The 21,240-nt window shown below is 44.0% G+C and carries 18 protein-coding genes; 8 read left to right on the forward strand and 10 right to left on the reverse strand.

Features of this window, described 5'->3' with window-relative positions; translation table 11 throughout:
* Positions 1-250 precede the first annotated feature (250 nt).
* The gene (locus ACE1OE_RS10200) at positions 251-835 is read left to right on the forward strand and encodes a TetR/AcrR family transcriptional regulator (RefSeq protein ID WP_449210949.1); all 585 of its coding nucleotides are present in this window, start codon (positions 251-253) and stop codon (positions 833-835) included.
* Positions 836-918: 83 nt separating this feature from the next.
* On the opposite strand, the gene ACE1OE_RS10205 is transcribed toward ACE1OE_RS10200, so the two are convergent.
* The 4 genes from ACE1OE_RS10205 to ACE1OE_RS10220 form a co-directional block, all read right to left on the reverse strand.
* Entirely contained in the window at positions 919-2,421 is a 1,503-nt protein-coding gene (locus ACE1OE_RS10205) for an arylsulfatase (protein WP_449210950.1), read from the reverse strand.
* An 18-nt stretch (positions 2,422-2,439) separates the two neighbouring features.
* Positions 2,440-2,820, reverse strand: a complete 381-nt coding sequence (locus tag ACE1OE_RS10210; protein WP_449210951.1) for a DUF4345 domain-containing protein — start codon at positions 2,818-2,820, stop codon at positions 2,440-2,442.
* A 111-nt stretch (positions 2,821-2,931) separates the two neighbouring features.
* Positions 2,932-3,423: a hypothetical protein gene (locus ACE1OE_RS10215; RefSeq protein ID WP_449210952.1), complete on the reverse strand. Its 492-nt coding sequence runs from the start codon at positions 3,421-3,423 to the stop codon at positions 2,932-2,934.
* 1 nt (position 3,424) lies between these two features.
* On the reverse strand, positions 3,425-4,660 hold the full coding sequence (locus ACE1OE_RS10220) for an anaerobic sulfatase maturase (protein ID WP_449210953.1): 1,236 nt from the start codon (positions 4,658-4,660) through the stop codon (positions 3,425-3,427).
* Between the two features lie 233 nt (positions 4,661-4,893).
* On the opposite strand from ACE1OE_RS10220, the gene ACE1OE_RS10225 reads away from it, so the two are divergent.
* The 4 genes from ACE1OE_RS10225 (at position 4,894) to ACE1OE_RS10240 (ending at position 9,418) form a co-directional block, all read left to right on the forward strand.
* Entirely contained in the window at positions 4,894-6,135 is a 1,242-nt protein-coding gene (locus tag ACE1OE_RS10225) for a CinA family nicotinamide mononucleotide deamidase-related protein (RefSeq protein ID WP_449210954.1), read from the forward strand.
* Positions 6,136-7,071: 936 nt separating this feature from the next.
* A complete protein-coding gene (locus ACE1OE_RS10230) occupies positions 7,072-7,311 on the forward strand; it encodes a 30S ribosomal protein S6 modification protein (protein WP_102471513.1) in 240 nt (79 codons plus the stop codon).
* A 232-nt stretch (positions 7,312-7,543) separates the two neighbouring features.
* Positions 7,544-8,563, forward strand: coding sequence for a DUF2804 domain-containing protein (locus ACE1OE_RS10235; protein ID WP_449210955.1), 1,020 nt, complete (start codon positions 7,544-7,546; stop codon positions 8,561-8,563).
* A 12-nt stretch (positions 8,564-8,575) separates the two neighbouring features.
* The gene (locus ACE1OE_RS10240) at positions 8,576-9,418 is read left to right on the forward strand and encodes a sterol desaturase family protein (protein ID WP_449210956.1); all 843 of its coding nucleotides are present in this window, start codon (positions 8,576-8,578) and stop codon (positions 9,416-9,418) included.
* Positions 9,419-9,501: 83 nt separating this feature from the next.
* Here the strand turns inward: ACE1OE_RS10240 and yfaE are convergent, their stop codons facing one another.
* The 4 genes from yfaE to ubiG all read right to left on the reverse strand — a co-directional run bounded on the left by yfaE (position 9,502) and on the right by ubiG (position 14,682).
* Positions 9,502-9,783 carry a class I ribonucleotide reductase maintenance protein YfaE gene (gene yfaE, locus ACE1OE_RS10245; RefSeq protein ID WP_102471516.1) on the reverse strand — a complete coding sequence of 94 codons (282 nt, stop codon included), beginning with the start codon at positions 9,781-9,783 and terminating at the stop codon, positions 9,502-9,504.
* A complete protein-coding gene (gene nrdB / locus ACE1OE_RS10250) occupies positions 9,783-10,916 on the reverse strand; it encodes a class Ia ribonucleoside-diphosphate reductase subunit beta (protein ID WP_102471517.1) in 1,134 nt (377 codons plus the stop codon). Before nrdB ends, yfaE begins: the two co-directional genes overlap by 1 nt.
* A gap of 86 nt (positions 10,917-11,002) precedes the next feature.
* Positions 11,003-13,291, reverse strand: coding sequence for a class 1a ribonucleoside-diphosphate reductase subunit alpha (nrdA, locus tag ACE1OE_RS10255; RefSeq protein WP_449210957.1), 2,289 nt, complete (start codon positions 13,289-13,291; stop codon positions 11,003-11,005).
* 683 nt (positions 13,292-13,974) lie between these two features.
* Positions 13,975-14,682: a bifunctional 2-polyprenyl-6-hydroxyphenol methylase/3-demethylubiquinol 3-O-methyltransferase UbiG gene (gene ubiG / locus ACE1OE_RS10260; protein ID WP_449210958.1), complete on the reverse strand. Its 708-nt coding sequence runs from the start codon at positions 14,680-14,682 to the stop codon at positions 13,975-13,977.
* A gap of 385 nt (positions 14,683-15,067) precedes the next feature.
* Between ubiG and gyrA the strand changes: the two genes are divergently transcribed.
* Positions 15,068-17,752 (forward strand): DNA topoisomerase (ATP-hydrolyzing) subunit A, encoded by a 2,685-nt coding sequence (gene gyrA / locus ACE1OE_RS10265; protein ID WP_449210959.1) that lies wholly within the window; start codon positions 15,068-15,070, stop codon positions 17,750-17,752.
* A gap of 139 nt (positions 17,753-17,891) precedes the next feature.
* Here gyrA and dbpA read toward each other — a convergent pair whose 3' ends face one another.
* Together dbpA and ACE1OE_RS10275 are read right to left on the reverse strand one after the other, a co-directional pair.
* On the reverse strand, positions 17,892-19,268 hold the full coding sequence (gene dbpA / locus ACE1OE_RS10270; protein ID WP_372063057.1) for an ATP-dependent RNA helicase DbpA: 1,377 nt from the start codon (positions 19,266-19,268) through the stop codon (positions 17,892-17,894).
* Positions 19,269-19,484: 216 nt separating this feature from the next.
* A complete protein-coding gene (locus ACE1OE_RS10275) occupies positions 19,485-19,967 on the reverse strand; it encodes a WbuC family cupin fold metalloprotein (RefSeq protein ID WP_102471522.1) in 483 nt (160 codons plus the stop codon).
* A gap of 237 nt (positions 19,968-20,204) precedes the next feature.
* Here ACE1OE_RS10275 and ACE1OE_RS10280 point away from each other — a divergent pair, with 237 nt between their 5' ends.
* Complete coding sequence (locus ACE1OE_RS10280) at positions 20,205-20,378, forward strand: hypothetical protein (RefSeq protein ID WP_198593032.1); 174 nt, start codon at positions 20,205-20,207, stop codon at positions 20,376-20,378.
* 240 nt (positions 20,379-20,618) lie between these two features.
* On the forward strand, positions 20,619-21,215 hold the full coding sequence (locus ACE1OE_RS10285) for a GTP cyclohydrolase II (protein ID WP_449210960.1): 597 nt from the start codon (positions 20,619-20,621) through the stop codon (positions 21,213-21,215).
* Positions 21,216-21,240 lie beyond the last annotated feature (25 nt).

Below are 21,240 nucleotides of genomic sequence, written 5' to 3' on the forward strand. Positions count from 1 at the left end.
GTAACGAAAAATAGACCTACCAAAGTCAATAATTATAAAAGAAACGGGGTGGTCACGATGTCGTTGTTCGTGATCACCCATTGCTTGTTGTCACCTAGTATGTGCGCCTTTTTGTACCTATGACGACCTTTTAACCAATGAGAGGGGGGAACATCGTAATTGATAACTCTTTGGTAATACGAATATAGACTGGACGGTCGGTATGTGGCGTTTTATACTGTGCGAAAGACCAAGATTTAGGAGCCCAATAATGGTTGATTTAAAACAGGCTTTACTTGATGCCGGTTTTCGCTTAATCAGTGAACATGGTTACGCTGGCATTGGAATAATGAAAATTATTCAAGAAGCGAATGGGACGAAAGGTTCGTTTTATCATCACTTTAAGTCTAAAGAAGATTTTGGACGGGTACTGCTAGATAATTACTTTGAAGAACATCTCGAGATTTTAAATCAATATCTTGATGACGCCGCATTTTCATTCCCTGAGCGTGTGATTAACTATTTTGAGTTTTGGTCACAATCTAAAGTGACCGAAGACTTTCAAATTCAATGCTTGGTCGTTAAGTTAGCGGGAGAAATGTCAGGCACCTCATCGAGCATGCAAAACGAGTTGGCAATCGGATCTGAAAAAATCATTGCGCGTATGAGCGATTTTTTTGATATGGGTAATCAAACGGGCGATTTTACTATCGACGAGCCCTATATCACATCAAGAATGCTTTACGGAAATTGGCTAGGCGCAACGTTGATCTGTGCACTACAAAAAGATCGAGTTTTACTAAGCGATGCGATGACAAATACAAAGCAAATTATTGGTGTGAAAGCGACCAATTAAACCTGTAACCAAATCTGGTAAGTACAAAAAAAGGCTACCAGGTAGCCTTTTTTATTAGACATACGTGTCGATTAAATCAGAGGTTAGCGTCCAAGCCCTGATGCATCAACCCCTTCTTGTTGGGAGGTAACCGGTGGCCACTCCTCAAATGTAGCTAAGAGCTGCGCGACAGCGGCTTGGGCTGGTCCAAAGGCCCACATTTTTTCGCCCATCCACTTAATGTACATTCCAGACTCTTCGGCCGCTCTTTCGTAAGGGTCGCGACGTAAATTGAACAACAACGGTGCGTTAAGCTCTTCTTTTGCGCCACTCCAACCTTCATTCTGCACGACAAAGTGCGCCTTCCAGTCACCAACACGAACGGCTTGTAACTTATCTCTTTCGTAGTAATAGATTTCTTTTCGGTTTGAAGGTTTCCCTTCCGTGAGCAACGGCATTTGATTGTAGCCATCTAAGTGCGCTTTATAGCCTTTGAAGCCCTTAAGCATTTGTTGTTTGAGATCAGAGGGACCACCGGCTGCGGCAACAAGAGTTGGCAACAGGTCCATACCATCAACAATGCCATTATTTACGGTATTGGCGGGGATTTTAGCGGGCCATTGGACAAGAAATGGCGCTCGAACGCCGCCTTCCCACGTTGTGCCTTTCTCTCCGTGAAAGGGTGTCATGCCGCCGTCCGGCCATGTCATTATTTCGGGTCCGTTGTCGGCGGTGAAAATGATAATAGTGTTATCTGCGATGCCGAGTTCTTCGATTTTGGCGAGCATTTCACCGACGTGGTCATCGAGATCCTTCATCACCACTTCTTGAAGTCCCCAACCGTTTTGGCCCAGCATGGCTTCGTATTTTGGTGATAGGTGTGTCCAAACATGGCCTCTTGAAGGGCAGTACCATGTAAAGAACGGCTTTTCATCTTTAACGGCTTGCTCAATAAATCTTATTGTGTGCTTGTTGACCTCGTCGTCCAGCGTTCGCATTCGTTCTTTGGTCAATCTGCCATCGTCTTCAATTGTCTGGCCACCTTTACCGTCTGACGTTGCGTGAATGACGTTTCTGGGTGCAAATTTTTGAAACGCTTCATCTTTAGGCCAATCTGGATCTTCGGTATATTCCATTGCATTGAGATGGTACAGCCAGCCCCAGTACTCATCAAAACCATGCATCGTAGGAAGGAATTCGTCTCGGTCACCCAAGTGGTTTTTCCCGAATTGACCCGTGGTATAACCAAGCTCGCGCAATATTTCCGGCAGGGTAGGTGTATCTGGGTTTAGACCGACAGGTCCGCCAGGCAGCCCAACGGAATGTAAGCCCGTTCTCACGGGTAATTGTCCGGTTAGAAAAGCAGAACGTCCCGCCGTACACGATGGCTGAGCGTAATAATCGGTTAGCAACATGCCTTTTTCGGCGATGCTGTCGATATTTGGTGTATCGCTACTCATGACGCCGTTGTGGTAAGCGCTTAAGTTCGAGATGCCGACATCATCGGTAAAAATGACAAAGATGTTAGGCTGATCTTGCGCGGCGGATACCCCAAATGTAGCGAGATAACCACACACAAAAGCCAGTAAATGAATAATCCTTTTCATACGCGTTCCTTGTGTAATTTACTGATGTGATCGTTTGATCATAACGAGTCCTACTAACCCAAAGCCGAACTCAAGAATAAGGTAAAATATCAGTAGGGCATTAGGTGGTCCGTCAATAGAGATACTGACAATGCGCCCAAATGCTAAACCAACCATAAAAACAACCAGGTTATAAAGAGCGGGTAGTCTCAATTTATCAACGAAAGCCCCGGCCACCCAAAATAACCCTGTGGCTAGATATAGGCCCATAATTGCGCGGAAAATATGTGTTGTGTTAACTGTGTTGATATCTATATCAAAAAGAAAAGGTAAAGAAAGGGCGGGTGACAGCCCGTAACACAGCGCAATCGGTGCTAACCCCGAGCTAGCAATGAGTAGAAATATACTTTCAGGTTTCATCCTTAGTCTTTCCTCTTATCCGCATAATAATCAATGTAGTACAAAAACCGAGCGCCTCAAGGCGGTGAGGTTAATTAGTGCGCACATGTGTTATCAAATAGACGGACTTAATTAATGTAGCCAAGTATGAAGGGTTGCGGGAATTAAGGTCTCCAATTCGATAAAAGCAGCAAAATTAAAATACAAGAAACCGAAATAACTCATTCCGCTCCAAAATAATATAGAAAGAGTTAAAAAAGAAAAAGTACGCACAGCACTTTGCTTTAGGCGTTTAGACAATAGCGTATAAATGGGAATGCCGATTAAAAGTGGCGCTAATAGCGCCATGCAAAGTTGGCCATATCGGTGCCACATCCTCAGAAAACGTCGTAGTCTAGGTCGGAAAACGACGCGTTGTTTAATCGTTACTCGATTGAAAAGTCTCGGTCCTAGCCACCACCCAAAATAGCCAGCCATCAATGCAGGGAGAACATTAAATAGCACCATTTCTGGGTAGCTATATGACAGCATTGCTGCAAGCGCCGGCCCTGAATACGTTTTCCATATACTGAGTAATGCCATTGCGAAAGCAATGGCGGCATACGAGTCGATGTCAAAGCCCATTCTAGTCTCTTTTTAGCAATGGATAACCGTTGTTGACTAGTAGCAAGGATAGGACAGGATCGATGTGTTTGAAAAATGCTATCCAGCCATCGCATAGATAATTGAGCCCTGGCTGGCCTTGTTCTGTGTAAGCGATCCGGTTTTTAGGGCATTCACCATGACAGGCAAATAAATAGGGACACTGTTTGCACTGATTGGGGAGCGATTTCTGTTTGGCAAAACCAAACTGTTGCTGCTTTGATGAAAAGGCAAGATTTTTGAGCTCTGTCTGGTGAATGTTGCCGATTGAAAACTCAGGGTAAACGTAATGATCGCATGAGTAGACTTCGCCATTCGGTTCTACTGCCAATCCTTTGCCGCAGATCTCACTGAGGGTGCACATGGTACTGGGCTTCCCCATCCAGACTCCCACAAAATTTTCAAAGTACGGGATCATCACCTTACCAAAATCGTTATGGAACCATTCATCAAAAATCGTGATCAGAAAGGCTCCCCATTGGTCGGCAGAGATGCTCCAGGGTTCAACTGCTGTTTTGACAGGAATAATGTTCATCGAATCCCATTTAAGCCATTGGTTGTTGGTGGGAGCCGAGACTTTATCGACCACAGGAATAAACTGCATTTGTGGTGAACGAACCTCGTCACGTAGAAAGCGATACACCTCAAGTGGCTGTGACCCGGTGAGGTTGTTAATACAGGTCAAGGTGGCAAAGTTGACTTGGTGTTCTTGAAGTAAACGAATCCCTCTCATGGTCTTATCAAATGTCCCGCGCCCTGCTTTGTTGGTTCTATAGTGGTTGTGTAGAGATTCAGGGCCATCAATACTGACGCCAATGATGAAGTTATGGCGTTTAAAAAAGGCGCACCATCGAGAAGTTAATAAGGTCGCATTGGTTTGTAAGTCGTTGCTAATGGAAGAGTGAGGAGGACAGAAGCGCTTTTGCAGCTCAACCACTTTTTCAAAGTATTCAACACCAAGTAGTGTTGGTTCTCCGCCGTGCCATGAAAAAACAATCTCGGCGGTATTTTGGCCTTCGATATATTGGCGAATATAAGTCTCCAATCGTTCATGGCTCATGACCGACTCTGGTTGGCTTGCATAATCGAGGAGTTGTTGTTTGTCGAGGTAATAGCAGTATGTACAATCGATATTGCACAAGGCACCGATCGGTTTTGCGAGTGCTTGAAATTTATTGTGGGCTTTACCGTTGAACTGTGGAACTAAAAACTCGGTCATTAAAAGCGGCCTCTTTGATGGTAATTGAGTATCCGTTCTCAAGCAGATGTGGGTATAGAATATACAAAACAAACCGGTTGGTCTAGTTGTTTGTTTGATTCAAGGTCTCGATAGCGCACTTAATACAAGTTCAACGCGTAGTTTAAATAATTGAGTGACCAGAACCATCGTCATAATGTTGCTATTTTTTGATGGGCTGTCATTCTTAAAGAAAAATTTAGGAAATCAAAACCATGACCAAAATTGCAATGCTAAGTACCGGTGAAGAAGTCTTATATGGCGATATTGTGGATACGAATGCCGCGTGGCTTAGCCGAGTGTTTTATGAGAACGGTTTTTCTATGTATAAAAGGTCTACGGTTGGTGATCAGCGTACGTCATTGCTTCAGGAAATGGTGATGCTGAGCTTTAACCTTGACGTGGTGATCGTCAATGGCGGCTTGGGACCGACATCAGATGACCTCACGGCAGAAGTGGCGGCGGAAGCGGCAGAGGAACCGTTAGTGCTCAGTGAGGAATGGTTGACCACATTAGAGGCGTTTTATGCTTCGCGTGGCAAGACAATGCCGGAAAGCAATATCAAGCAAGCGATGCTACCTCAAAGCGCAACGATTGTAGATAATCCCATTGGTACCGCGTGCGGATTTAAAATGCTGATCAATGATTGCTTGTTTTATTTTACCCCTGGCGTGCCAAGTGAATTTAAAAAAATGGCGTTAGAGCAAATTCTCCCTGATCTAAAAGCACAATTTGGACAACAAGAAGGAAGAGAATGTCGTCGTTTGTATACTTTTGGGTTATCGGAATCTGGTATTGCCGATACGCTCTCGGTGATCGCGTTACCGGATAATTATGAGCTTGGTTATCGTTCTTATTTGCCATTTATTGAAGTGAAATTATTTGGCCCTTCTCAAGATGTAGAAAAAGGCATTCGTCTGCTTGCTATGATTGAAAAGCTGTTGCATCAAAATGTTGTCAGTGTCGATGAGCCAATGCTTGCACGTCTTAGCCACCTAGTTGATACACATAAGCCGACCATCGCGATCTCGGAACATGCTACTAAGGGCTACTTGTCAGCGTGGTTACAAGACGATGATATTTTGGCGCAGTATTGCGGCGCGACTTGGGTATTAGGGGATAAAACGACGTCGCCATTAACGCACGATACTGATCCGTTGGGCGCGGTGTTAGCGTTAGCGGGCGCGACAAAAAGTAATTGTGGTGCCGATATTGCTATTGCGACAGGAAAGTTTGAAGAAGGTGTTTTTTCTGTGGCGCTTGCCACACCAAAAGGCGAATGGGGGCAAATATTACAGTTACAACGTAAGTACTCTTCGAAAGATGTGAAGACGATTATTAGCACACTTGCAGGTGACATGCTTCGTCGCTATTTAGATGCTAAACCAATGTTTCCTGATTATGGATACGTGACTCGTAAAGAAGAAATCTACGTTCCGTCTAGCGTACTCCAATAAACGCCTTTGATAACAAAGTGCGGTGATCATCAGAAGACAATATAGCGTGATCATTTGCAGTAAAGTTTGTCACTTTTCCTCTGCTAAGTTTCTTGGTAGAGGTAACGTGAACCACTGATAGCAAACGCGCTTTTAGCCGTTTCGGTGGTACTTACCGCAAGCACCTAAGTCCAAAAATGGTCATTCCTCTTTACTCATCGTGTTCGCGGAATCACGGCCACTGCCCCGAACACTGACCTCGTTTTTGGATAAAAGCTATCCTTGCACAGCAGCCAAAACATCCAATAACTCGTCATCCCCTTGAAAAAGGGGATCGCCATCAGCGCGTTGTGAGCCTATTCTGGCCTCATTCATTTCTATTTAAGTGAGTCATACGCTTTGGGCGACTATCGTCTGCAAGGAGATGAGGGCCTAATTTGGTTGGGTTAGAGGTGACGAACTATGAGGTCGCTGTGCAAAGAGGGGACAGATTGGGCCTCGTCAGCGCAAAATAGCCTCTGGTACGTTACTGCTCCCACTAAACAAAATTAACCGTCATCCCCTTGAAAAAGGGGATCGCCATCAGCGCGTTGTGAGCCTATTCTGGCCTCATTCATTTCCATTTAAGTGAGTCGCACGCTTTGGGCGATCCTCGTTTGTCTGAGGATGACGGCCTAATTGGGTTGGAGAGTGTTGAGCTAAGAGGTCTCTGTCGAGAAACGAATCCGCTTAGTCTCTATTGCTCTCCGACAGTGACTCATCAACTAAAGTGCAATAAATATTCACCCAATTGATTATATGTCTAATAGTTATTGCTATATGAAAATTTGATCTATATCACAATGCATTGATCTTTAGGCATAATTAGAAATTCTCATTTTTGAGAGTATCTCTTCTCAACAAATTGATTAGAATCAATGTTCACTCTGGAAACAGCAGTGTCTAGGGAGGATGACAATGATACAACAATCAAAAATTCGCGTGGTATACCAAGTCGCAAACGAAAAAATCATGCTGGGTGAAGCTTTCGGGAAAACGTGTGGCGATATTGCAGCAATGTGGTTAAAAGCACCAATGGAAGAGCTGTTGACTGACGAAGGTTTCAAGATCTCGCTGTATGATGATGGCGGACGTCACGTGGCTGATAAAGCCGTATCCATGGGCACCGCAGACACGATTCTCGCTGTTGTCGATTAAATTCTGATTGGCTCACATACTTTTTGATGTTTTATTTTTAGACCGGTTTATCAAACCGGTTTTTCTTTGGCCGTCGTTCTCGATTTACTTCTCTGATCTATCCTCGCAAGATTTCATTTGTCGTTAATGTGATCCATTTTGTGCTTTTGCTCTAATTCTAGTCGTTCCTCTTAATCATGACTCATACTTGGTGATTCACATCATTTTGATCGATTAGGGATAGGAAGGATCCATGAGTGCATCTTCGATAAAAGAGATTGAAAGTCTGTTTAACGAAAGGGGAGCGCCAGAGTATGGGCACCTTACTGCTATCCCAAAATATATTGAATTAGGACGCTTTCGCTATCTCACCACGATGGACCGCAAAGCAAGTAAAGTTGCAAAGCACTTTCATTACAAACAATTCCAATTTGTCAGTATCAGTACGCCACGTTACATCATCGGGATTGCAATGGCGGATATTCGTTATGTTGGTAATAGCTTTTTCTATGTCTACGATGTCGAAACAAACAATTTTCGCGAAAAAAAAGTGCTTAGCCCATTAGGCTTACGTTACAAATTGACGCCATCTCCTTGGAAAGGTGTTAGTTACTTCGACTCCAATGGCACGAGAATTGAGATTAATGACGGCTTATGGCGAGTTATTGTTGATTCAGATTGGTTGATAATGGATGTAACATTGTTGCCGCCAGAGACGGGCACTGGGCCGTTAATGCTGTGTACCCCGACAGGCTACTCTGGATGGACGTATACGCAAAAGCATAATGCACTTGATATAAGTGGTCATATTACCGTGAACGGCGAGACCGTGAACCTCACAACGTGCCTCGCAGGTTACGATTTTTCTGCAGGCTACATGCGAAGAGAAACGAGTTGGCGGTGGGCGAGTATTAATGCCTTGATTAACGGGGTTCGCATCGGATTGAATCTAGCGGTCGGCGTGAATGAGAGTGGTGCGACTGAGAATACCTTGTGGATAAACGGTCATCGTCAGCTTTTGAATGGTGTTCATTTTGATTTTGACCGTTCTGACCCTAAGGCAACCTGGCGCATTTATGGCGAGGAAGGGAAAGTCAATTTACGATTTGAACCCGTTGAAGCTCGAAAAGAAAAGCTCAATTTAGTGTATTTAAAGAGTAATTTTCGACAGTTTATTGGTCATTTCTCTGGCACGTTGCGTGATGCGAACGGCCATGTACATCAGCTGGATAATGTTTTTGGGTTGGTTGAAGATCACTATGCTAAATGGTAAGGAAGTGAACCTATGAACGATATCGTGGATCACCCAGAGCTCTTACTATTAGTGCTAGCACCAGTGTTTGTCATTATGATGGTTTTGGAGTATACGCTTGGTCAACGATCAGGACGTTTGCCGAATTCAGGGTATTACTCATTAAAGGAGCTGGTATGTAACTTTAGTTTGGCGGGAATGCATCAACTATCAGACTTGCTAGCGGGTCTGTTGATCGCAAATCTGTATCTGACGGTATTTGGGTGGCGCTGGTTTGATATAGAGATGTCAGTATCTTTGTTTATTGTATTGATGGTTTTACAGGACTTTTTTTATTATTGGTTTCATCGCTCTAGCCACCGTGTTCGTTGGATGTGGGCGGCGCACGTTGTCCATCATAGCTCTGAGAATATGAATTTTAGTACGGCTTTTCGGCAGAGTTTAATGTACCCGCTTGCTGGAATGTGGTTGTTTTGGGTGCCGCTGGTGGTCATTGGTTTTGAGCCCAAATGGGTCGTATTGGTAGTGCTGTTAAACTTGGGAGTGCAGTTTTTTGTGCATACCCAATGGATAAAGACATTAGGAATAATAGAGTGGGTATTGAATACACCCTCACACCATCGTGTACACCATGGACGAAACCCGCAGTATATTGATAAGAACTATGCGGGAGTGTTGATTATTTGGGACCGATTGTTCGGGACGTTTGAGCCTGAAGTAGAGACAGTACGTTATGGCATCTCTAAGCCAGTCAACAGTTTCAACCCATTTGTCGTGACATTCTCTGAATGGAAAATGCTATGGCGGGATGTGTTCGCACCCAATCAGACATTGAAACAACGTATAATGATTATCTTGTCGCCACCGAGTGATTGAATCTTTTGGCAAACAGAAGGCATAAAAAAACGGCTCTTAGAGCCGTTTTTTCGATACTGCGGTTACACACCTAAGAGAGCTCATCAAGCACGCTTTTGGGCTTTGGACTGATAGGCGATATTCTCTATCGTGATATCTGTCTTCGCACGGCAAATGCAAGGTAGAATCTCATCACTTTGTGTATAGGCCATCGCAAACCCTACATATTCCACTTCACCAGAGGTTAGAGTACAGCGACATGCGCCACAATGGCCGTCACGGCAGTTGTACTCTGGTTCTAACCCAGCTTGTTCCATGGTTTCTAGAACGGTGTTTGAAGGGTTAGACTCTATTTTAGTGATAGAGTTTATTTTGATGGTTGGCATTACAGTTCGAAATCCTCAAAGTCATTGGCGCTGACTTCGTTGTCAATTTGTCCAACAAGATAAGAACTGATTTCGGCTTCTTGCGGGGCAACTTGTACATTGTCTGAAGATAACCAAGCGTTAATCCATGGAATTGGATTAGAAGTCGCGTCAGGGTAGGCGACACCTAAACCGACAGCTTGCATACGGACGTTAGTAATATATTCAACATATTGACAAAGGATATCTTTGTTTAAGCCGATCATCGAACCATCTTTGAACAGGTACTCTGCCCATTCTTTCTCTTGTTCTGCAGCTTCTTTAAACAGATCAAAACAGTCTTGCTTACATTCTTCGGCAATTTGCATGAATGTGAAGTCATCCTGCCCATTACGTAGGATGTTAACCATGTGCTGTGTGCCAGTTAGATGTAATGCTTCGTCACGAGCAATCAGCTTTATGATCTTAGCATTACCTTCCATCAGTTCACGTTCTGCAAAGGCAAACGAACAAGCAAAGCTCACGTAGAAACGGATAGCTTCAAGTGCATTGACAGACATAAGGCAAAGATAGAGTTTCTTCTTAAGGTCATACAAGCTGACCTTCACTTCGTCACCGTTAAGAACGTGAGTACCTTCGCCGTAGCGATGATAATCGTTAGTCGCTTGGATCAGATCATCGTAATAATGCGCAATGTCTTTTGCACGTTTTAAGATGTGCTCGTTTTCCACGATATCGTCAAACACGACGCTTGGGTCATTAACAATGTTGCGAATGATATGAGTGTACGAACGAGAGTGGATCGTTTCGGAGAACGACCACGTTTCAATCCAAGTCTCTAGCTCAGGAAGCGAGACAAGTGGCAGCAACGCAACGTTTGGGCTACGACCTTGAATAGAATCCAGTAGCGTTTGATATTTTAAGTTACTGATGAAAATGTGCTTTTCATGCTCTGGTAACTTGTTGTAATCGATACGGTCACTGGAAACATCAACTTCTTCTGGACGCCAGAAAAAGGACAGTTGTTTCTCGATCAGTTTCTCGAAAATTTCAAATTTTTGCTGGTCATAACGCGCAACGTTTACAGGTTGACCTAGGAACATTGGTTCCTTCAGCGCGTTATTTTTTGTTTGAGTAAAAGTACTGTAAGCCATGGTGCTGCAATCCTTCTTCGCCTCTTCACATAGGAAGAGGCTGTATTACTAATATATGATTATTAAATAATATATTGTTTAAACGGTTAAATCTTACAACCGCCGCCTTCGCAATCGTCATCTTGCTCGACGGTAATTGTCTTATCGCCCTGATCGTCTTTCGCACCGTCACGGGTGTTATGATAGTAAAGTGTTTTTACACCATACTTATACGCAGTCAGTAGGTCTTGAAGCAATTTCTTCATTGGGACCTTACCACTGTCGTAGACACTAGGGTCATAGTTAGTGTTGGCTGAGATCGCTTGGTCAACAAACTTCTGCATGATACCAACTAGGTGCAAGTAGCCATCATTGTTGCCGATATCCCAAAGTAATTCATAGTTCTCTTTGAGGTTAACGAAGTCAGGTACAACTTGTTTCAGAATACCATCTTTAGAGGCTTTCACCGAAACATAACCACGCGGCGGTTCAATACCGTTTGTTGCATTAGAAATCTGCGATGATGTTTCTGATGGCATCAATGCTGTCAGTGTCGAGTTTCTTAGGCCGAACTCCATGATCTCTTCGCGAAGCGCGTCCCAGTCATAATGCAGCGGTTCGTCACAAACTGAATTGATATCAGCCTTATAAGTGTCGATCGGTAGCAACCCTTTTGCGTAGTTGGTTTCATTAAACAGTGGGCATCGGCCCTGTTCTTTTGATAGTTCTACGGATGCTTTCAACAAATGATATTGAATGGCTTCGAATGTACGGTGGGTGAGGTTGTTTGCTGACCCATCTGAGTACTTCACACCATTTTTTGCAAGGTAGTATGCGTAGTTGATGACACCCACACCAAGCGTACGACGGTTCATTGTCGATTTATACGCCGCTGGCAATGGATAATCTTGGTAATCAAGTAGCGCATCAAGCGCACGTACGACTAAGTCCGATAAATCAGCGAGGTCATCGAGCTCGTTGATTGCGCCCAAGTTAAATGCCGAAAGGGTACACAGTGCAATTTCGCCTTCGTCATCTTCAACATTGCTTAATGGCTTAGTTGGCAGTGCTATCTCTAAACAAAGGTTAGATTGGCGAACTGGCGCTACTTTAGAATCGAACGGGCTATGCGTGTTGCAGTGGTCTACGTTTTGAATGTAGATGCGGCCAGTAGAAGCACGTTCTTGCATCAACAACGAGAATAGTTCGACGGCTTTGACGGATTCTTTCTTAATTGATGGGTCGTTTTCGTATTGAAGATACAAGCGTTCAAATTCATCTTGGTCTTCAAAGAACGCATCGTACAATCCAGGCACGTCAGAAGGGGAGAACAGTGTAATGTTGCCGCCCTTAACTAAGCGCGAGTACATCAGCTTGTTAAGTTGTACACCGTAGTCCATATGGCGAACTCGGTTTTCTTCAACGCCACGGTTATTTTTCAATACCAATAGCGATTGAACTTCGCCATGCCACATTGGATAGAATACGGTTGCTGCGCCACCGCGAACGCCACCTTGTGAGCAGCATTTTACCGCAGTTTGAAAGTATTTATAAAATGGGATACAACCGGTGTGGAAAGCCTCGCCGCTACGAATCTCAGAACCTAAAGCACGAATTCGTCCAGCGTTGATGCCAATACCAGCACGTTGTGATACGTAACGCACAATAGAACTTGCCGTTGCGTTAATCGAATCAAGGCTGTCACCACATTCAATCAAAACGCATGAGCTGAATTGACGAGTAGGGGTACGAACACCAGACATAATTGGCGTTGGCAGAGAAATCTTAAAGGTTGACGTCGCATCATAGAATCGCTTGATGTAGTCAAGACGAGTCTCTTTTGGATATTTTGCGAATAAACAGGCGGCAACTAATATGTAGAGGAACTGCGCACTCTCAAAGATTTGACCCGTCACGCGGTTTTGCACGAAGTACTTGCCTTCCAGCTGTTTAACAGCGGCGTAGGAAAAGTCGTGGTCGCGAGTATGGTCAATGTAGCTATCGAGTTCGTCAAGCTCTGCTTTTGTATAGTCTACAAGCAAGTGCTTATCATATTTTCCGGCTTCAACCATTGTTGAAACTTGGTCAAACAGCGTAGGTGGCTCGTATTGGCCATACGCCTTTTTACGAAGGTGAAAAATAGCTAAACGTGCTGACAAGTATTGGTAATCTGGCGTCTCTTCCGAGATGAGATCGGCGGCTGATTTTATGATCGTTTCATGGATATCAGACGTCGTGATCCCGTCATAAAACTGGATGTGAGCTTTTAGCTCAACTTGTGAGACTGATACATTTTCAAGACCTTCGGCAGCCCATGCGATTACACGGTGAATTTTCTCGAGATCGATAGTTTCTTTGCGGCCATTACGTTTGGTAACGGTAAGTTGCTGGTTCATTCTGAGGTGTTCCCTAACAAAACAATGTGAAGTCTTGCTTTTATGAAATTTTGTTGAGTCTTAGCGATGACTTCGTGATCCAAGTCGCCCTAAATCATTTTGTGTCTAACACAAGATATAGGGGTTATCTGCATTCCGGCTTACAAGATAGTGCTATAAGCCAAAGTTTTCAAGTTCACAAATTTGTTTGAACTGTGGATAAACAGGGGACAGAAAAAAATCAGTTAGTAAACACTAACCATTGAAGATAGGGCAGACTTAGCGGTGAAAATTACGTGCTAGCGAATCGGTTTTCTTTTAACCATTTCAAAAATAAATTCCTTGATCTTTGATAATTTTTGGACGTTATTGATGGGATAATTAAAAGTGAGATATCCGGCTGCAAAACACACAGGTTTGTCTTGTTTTTGTAGCGTAATTGTGTCGAAAAATTAACGGAGCATAACGAGCCAAATTGGATAAGAAAGTGTATGCATTGCGCTTTGCTTTGATGTGATGGGCTCACATACATAAGGCTATGAACGATGCCGCTGAGTAAAATAGCAAAAAATTGAGATGACAGAGTAGGGTTAACGCAAGGTAGAGTCGAAGTGGGGTCGCTGTTTGAGTACAAGCGTCGAAACAAGCAGCATCACCTTAATGGCAGGTGATGCTGGACAAAAATCGAGTTAGCGATCTGTCTATTATGGCTTTTCAGTAAAGACAATATAGTTAACGTCTACACGTCGACCCAGTTTATAACTGTCAGTGAGAGGATTGTATTGTAAGCCAGTCATGCCTTTTTCAATAAGCTCGGTGCGGTCGACCATTTTTATCAACTCTGATGGTTTGATGAATTTTTCATGGTCATGTGTGCCGTCCGGCACGATTTTGAGCAACTTCTCTGCACCAACAATAGCAAAAAGATACGACTGCAGGTTGCGGTTTAATGTCGAGAAGAAAACTTGACCACCCGGTTTGACGAGTCTTGAACAAGCCGCGACCACTGACGCGGGATCAGGAACGTGTTCAAGCATTTCCATGCAAGTGACCACATCATATTGGCCCGCGTATTGGCTTGCGTGCTGCTCGACTGTGCTCTGAACGTAGGTTAATGTCGCGCCGGTTTCTAATGCGTGTAATCTTGCCACTTCAAGCGGCTCTTTTCCCATATCAAGTCCAGTGACGGTCGCACCTTGGTGAGCCATACTTTCGGCGAGGATGCCACCACCACAGCCGACATCAAGAACGTTCTTGCCAAAAAGACCATTGGCATTTTCCAACACGTAGTTTAAACGCAATGGATTGATTTGATGTAGGGGTTTAAATTCGCCTTGGAGATCCCACCAGCGACTTGCCATATCTTCGAATTTTTTTATTTCGTCTAAATCGACGTTTTGGTTCTTATCCATACTGGTGCTTATCCATACAGGTACATATACGTACTGGTGTTTATCTATACAAACGCTGATCAATAGGCGTTTATGAACGCGCAGAGTGGTATGCGTCTATTTTTGAGGAGTATACCGTAATTTTTTTTTACGACGAACTTTAAGGCGAGCGGTTTGTGAGATTTTCCTGACACAATGTGGTTTAGAGAATGATTTGATTGTTTTTTCACCGCTTTTCGTGGTGGCGATTTTGAAATGTGCAAATTGTGGACAGTTGAATCGCCACGAAGGTCACAACATGATAAAACCCGCATGAAAGTGATGCCGCCGCTACGATTATTATGTTATATTTTCTGACCTTATACGTATTAAATATACGAACGAAATATAGAGGGATATCGGCTCTATGAGCGATCTAGCTAAAGAGATCACGCCCGTAAACATTGAAGATGAACTGAAAAGTTCATATCTCGACTACGCGATGTCAGTCATCGTGGGTCGTGCACTTCCGGATGTACGTGATGGCCTAAAACCAGTGCATCGTCGCGTTTTGTTTGCGATGAACGTGCTAGGCAATGATTGGAACAAATCATACAAAAAATCTGCTCGTGTAGTAGGTGACGTTATTGGTAAGTATCACCCACATGGTGATAGCGCAGTTTACGATACGATTGTTCGTATGGCGCAGCCATTCTCGCTGCGCTATATGCTGGTCGATGGTCAAGGTAACTTTGGCTCGGTCGATGGTGATTCAGCGGCGGCGATGCGTTATACCGAAGTTCGTATGTCGAAAATTGCAGGCGAACTATTGGCAGATCTTGATAAAGAAACTGTCGACTACGTTCCTAACTATGATGGAACCGAGCAAATACCAGCAGTATTACCAACGAAAATCCCGAACCTTTTGGTGAACGGCGCTTCAGGTATTGCGGTCGGTATGGCAACGAATATTCCACCACATAACTTGACCGAAGTTGTGGATGGTTGTTTGGCATATATTGCAAACGAAGACATTACCATTGATGAGCTTATGGATTACATCCCTGGGCCAGACTTTCCGACTGCTGCATTAATTAGTGGACGTAAAGGCATCATTGAGGCCTATAAAACGGGTCGTGGTAAGGTTTATATGCGCTCGAAAGCGGATATAGAAGTAGAGAAAAATGGTAAAGAAACCATTGTCGTTACTGAAATACCTTACCAAGTAAACAAAGCGCGTGTGATTGAGAAAATCGCTGAACTTGTTAAAGACAAGAAAGTGGAAGGTATCAGTGCACTGCGTGATGAATCAGACAAAGACGGTATGCGTATCGTTATCGAATGTAAGCGTGATGCTGTGGGTGAAGTGGTTCTCAACAACCTGTACTCGCAAACTCAGTTACAGTCGACGTTTGGCATCAACATGGTTGCCCTAAATAATGGTCAGCCACAGTTGTTTAACTTGAAAGACATGATCAAGTGTTTCGTTGATCACCGTCGCGAAGTAGTGACACGCCGTACTATCTTCGAACTTAAGAAGGCACGTGATCGCGCACACATCCTAGAAGCACTCTCGCTTGCTTTGGCTAATATCGACGACATTATCGAGTTGATTCGTAATGCACCGACACCAGCTGAAGCGAAAGCTGGCTTAGTGGCTCGTGGTTGGGACTTGGGTAACGTTGCTTCTATGCTTGAAAGAGCGGGCACCGATGCTGCTCGACCTGATTGGCTGGAAGACGAGTACGGTATCCGTGATGGTCTGTATTATCTTACTGAACAGCAAGCACAAGCGATTCTTGAACTTCGTCTACACCGTTTGACTGGTTTAGAGCACGAGAAAATTCTTGATGAGTACAAAGCGCTTCTTGAAGAAATTGCAGAGTTACTGCATATCCTTGCTGACACAGAGCGTTTGATGGAAGTGATTCGTGAAGAACTTGAATTGGTTCAAGCGACTTATGGTGATGCTCGTCGCAGTGAGATTACAGCAGCTGTGCACGATATTGATATGGAAGAGCTGATTGCTCGCGAAGATGTTGTCGTGACATTGTCGCATGAAGGCTACGTGAAATATCAAATCCTAAGCGATTACGAAGCTCAGCGTCGTGGTGGCAAAGGTAAGAGCGCGACTAAGATGAAGGAAGAAGATTACATCGAGCGTTTGCTCGTTGCGAATACTCATGACAACATCTTGTGCTTCTCTACCCGCGGTAAAACCTATCGCCTGAAAGTCTATCAACTGCCGCTTGCAAGCCGAGCTGCACGTGGAAAACCAATCGTCAACCTTCTTCCATTAGAAGAAAATGAGCGTATTACGGCTATTTTGCCGGTGAGCGAATTTAGTTCAGATAAATACATCTTTATGGCGACGGGTGATGGTACGGTTAAGAAGACGTCACTAGACCAATTCTCTAACGTCCGTTCTAATGGCTTGATTGCGGTTAACCTGCGTGATGATGATTCATTGATTGGTGTGGATATCACCAATGGTGAAAGCGACATTATGCTCTTCTCGAAAGCGGGTAAAGTGGTTCGCTTTAGCGAAGATAAAGTTCGTGCGATGGGTCGTACTGCGGCGGGTGTTCGCGGTATGAAACTTGCCGATGATGACCAAGTCGTGTCGTTGATTGTTCCTTCAAATGAAGGTGACATTCTAACGGTCACGAAGAATGGTTACGGTAAACGAACTGAGCTTGCTGAGTACCCTACGAAAGGGCGTGCTACGCAAGGTGTTGTCTCTATTAAAGTCTCTGAGCGAAATGGCCCTGTTGTTGGTGCTGTTCAAGTTGAGATTGGCGATGAGATGATGATGATCACCGATGCGGCGACATTGGTTCGTACTCGCGTTGCTGAAGTCAGCCAGGTTGGCCGAAATACGCAAGGCGTGACGCTTATCAGAACGGCTGAGGATGAATCGGTTGTTGGCCTTCAACGCATTGATGAAATCGACGAAGCAGATTTACCTGATGGTGAGCTACCTGACGGTGAGTTAGCAGAAGGCGAAGTTTCTCAACAAGGTGACGTTCAAGACGGTGAGCAAACTGGTGCTCCTGACGAAAACGCACCTGAGGCATCTGAACCAAAAGATGACGCTGCTGACGAAGAGTAATTTTCCAAAGCAATAGAAAAAGCCGAGCGTATGCTCGGCTTTTTATGTCTTCAGGACGGTGAATTATAGAAACAGGTACCAATCTATGAGCTTTTACTCATGAGATGCTAGCGACTTGTACCTGAATCTAATAAGGTGCTTAAAGAATACGAGCTCGGAAACTGCGCCCTTTCATTTTACCGTCTTCAATTTTACTGTGTGCTTTTCTGGCAATGTTCTTGTCAACAGCAACGAATGAGGCCATAGGGAACATATTAATTTTACCAATTTGTGCGCCTTGAATGGTTTTATCACTTGTCAATGCGCCAAGAATGTCTCCAGGGCGTAGCTTCTGTTTTTTACCACCCGACACTTGTATCGTAGCCATCTTCGCTTGATACGGTTGGTTGCTTGATGGCGCTGGAAGCTGGCTTGGTTCGATTGGCATATCGAGATATTCATCAATCAAAGCGACACGGTGCATTTCATTGGCGCTGAAAAAGCTAAAAGCAAGGCCCTTGTTACCAGCACGACCTGTACGACCAATACGGTGAACATGAACCTCTGGATCGCGAGACAATTCATAGTTGAACACGGCGTCTAGATTTTCAACATCCAAACCACGGGCTGCAACGTCAGTTGCGACAAGGATCGTCACGCTTTTATTCGAGAATTGAACCAATGCGCGATCGCGCTCTTTTTGTTCAAGATCACCATGAAGATCAATCACACTAAAGCCGCGATGATGTAACTCATCAGCGACGCTTTGCACTTCTCTTTTCGTGTTGCAGAAAACAACCGCCGACTCAGGTTGATGTGTTAAAAGCAGGTTTTCCAATGCATCATCTCTATCGGCTTGTGAGTCGACCTTATAGAAAAACTGTTGAATGCTGCTGTGATCATGTTTGCTTTCTACTTTGACAATCTCAGGGCTACGCATAATGCGCGAAGCAATGGCTTCAATCTGCTTAGGGAAAGTCGCGCTGAACAGTAACGTTTGGCGTTCTTTTGGCACTTCATTGATGATCGCGTCAAGCGCGTCTTGGAAGCCCATATCTAGCATACGGTCTGCTTCGTCAAGGACGAGTGTATTGAGTTCACTAAGGTCGATACGGCCGCGCTCAAGGTGGTCAAGAATACGACCAGGAGTACCAACAAGAATGTGAGCGCCGTGTTCGAGTGATCCAATCTGAGGACCCATTGGTGTACCACCGCACAATGTTAGTACTTTTATATTATGGATGGTACGAGCAAGGTTACGTATTTCCTTCGCAACTTGATCGGCAAGTTCACGGGTAGGACAAAGTACCAGTGATTGAACACGAAAGCGTTTAACTCGTAAGTTAGAAAGAAGCCCAAGCCCAAATGCTGCGGTCTTACCTGAACCGGTTTTTCCCTGACCGATAACGTCTTTACCATCAAGAATGAGTGGTAAAGATTGTGCTTGAATCTCCGTCATTTCAGTAAAGCCAAGTCCTTCTAGGTTACTTAGTAAAGAAGGTGAAAGATTTAAGGTGGAAAAATTGGAACTGTTCAAGTGCGATCCTTAATGGTCGTAGGGCAAGGGGGGTATTATCAACATATCTGACTACGTTACCAGAAGAAAGTGACATAGTTCTAACTAGAATAGTCTTTATACATTGGTTTGCGGAACTGTTTTATACCGTAGAAGGCAACAATACATACAGTCCCGGCAATAAGCGTTATGCAGGGCTGCCTCTAAATAGCGGCCCTGCTGTTTTCCAATAGGGTGTTATTTTTGTTCAGTGATAGGCTGTGCTGTTCTCATCCAGTCACGGTAGACGTCAGCGCCGTCTTGACCTTCAACTGGCGACCAAGATGCAAAGTCTTCCGGTTGAGTAGGTAAGTAGGCGCCTTCTTTAATTTCTAAACCGACGGTACCCTCACTCATACATGCATAGCCATGCCAAGTTCCCGGTGGGATCTCAATCGCTCGGTTGGTCTCTGGAGAAAGGCTATGACGCTCAGTTACATTCCCGTCGTTATCAAAAATTAAAAGGTCAAGTTGCCCTTTTAACACTAAAAATAACTCCCACTTGTGGGACTCACTATGACGGTGGGGACGCATGTAAGTATCTGGCTCTGTAGAGATAAATAATCGTTGTACGTTAGCGTCAAGTTGTTCGTGAAGGTTGTGATGACTGCGCTGACGTGGTGCGGCTTTGGCGTTACTTGAGAATGTATCAAAATCTTGATTACTGATTATTTTTAGCATTGCTTGGCTCATGAGGTAGTGTAAACAGGATTAGTGTATCGATTTAAGTAAATAGTGCAGCAAGAAATTTCATATTTCATACCGTCTAATTTTTTTATGATGTCACCCCAATGTCATTTTACTGGCTTAAATCGTGATTACCCTTCCATTTTAACTGGTTTAATCTGTACGAAAACCGCAATTTGTTATTATTATTTTATGATTATGGATTAACCAGTTACGACGGTGGATAACGCAGTGGAAGCAGCAATCAATCAGTTAAAAAAAGACTTTTACGCACACCTGAAATCGTTTCATGAACCTAAGTTGGGTATGGTCTCAAAAACATTGTCGACACTGACTCAAGACGAATTAGCTGAGCTTGAGAACGTTTGGGTTCAATTGGCGGTGTGGAAACAAAAACAAGTCTAATCCTATCTCGTTGCTTTGTTTGCGGCGAGCATACAGCCTACCTTTGAATGTTTAACCCTAAGTGGTAACGCTTAGGGTTTTTTAGTGTCTTCTTCATATCAATTGTTATAATATAACAATTGATATGAAGAAGTAATCGTTGAAAATTGATGGGTTAGCCCCCATAGTCATGGGTAGAGTGTGGTGTGAAATGGCTGAAAGAACGTTGATTTTGGCCTCAAAAATCAAGTGAGAGAAGTTATGGCGGAAGTACGAGCCAGAATAGAATTAAAAGTTGGACTTAACAGTGATATCGAAGCTGAAATGCTTTCCTTTCGTGGGCTGAATTCTGATAAAGAACACGTAGCTGTAATATTTCAGCAAGCTGATAAGCGAAAAGAAACCCCGTTGGTGCGGATGCACTCTGAGTGTTTAACTGGTGATGTATTCCATTCATCTCGCTGTGACTGTGGTGAGCAGTTGGAAGAAACGGTGCAAAAAATGGGTTCGGAAGGTGGGATTATTTTATACCTTCGCCAAGAAGGTCGCGGTATTGGGCTATATAACAAAATTGATGCGTATAAGCTCCAATCTGAAGGGATGAATACCTACGAAGCGAATAACCATTTAGGGTTTGGCGATGATCTTAGGGATTTCTCTGAAGCGGCTCAAATGCTTAAAGCCCTTGATGTTAATACCATTCGGTTAGTGACGAATAACCCTAAAAAAGTACGAGAGCTTCAAGAGCACGGTGTAGAAGTGCAAGAAGTGGTGAATACAAACGCACACGTAAAAGAAGGTAATGAAAGTTATTTAAAAGCGAAAGTATCGCATGGTAAACACAACTTGAAGTTCTAGTACTCAGCTCTGAGCTTGAGTTGGC

This window comes from Vibrio sp. E150_011 (assembly GCF_053544015.1).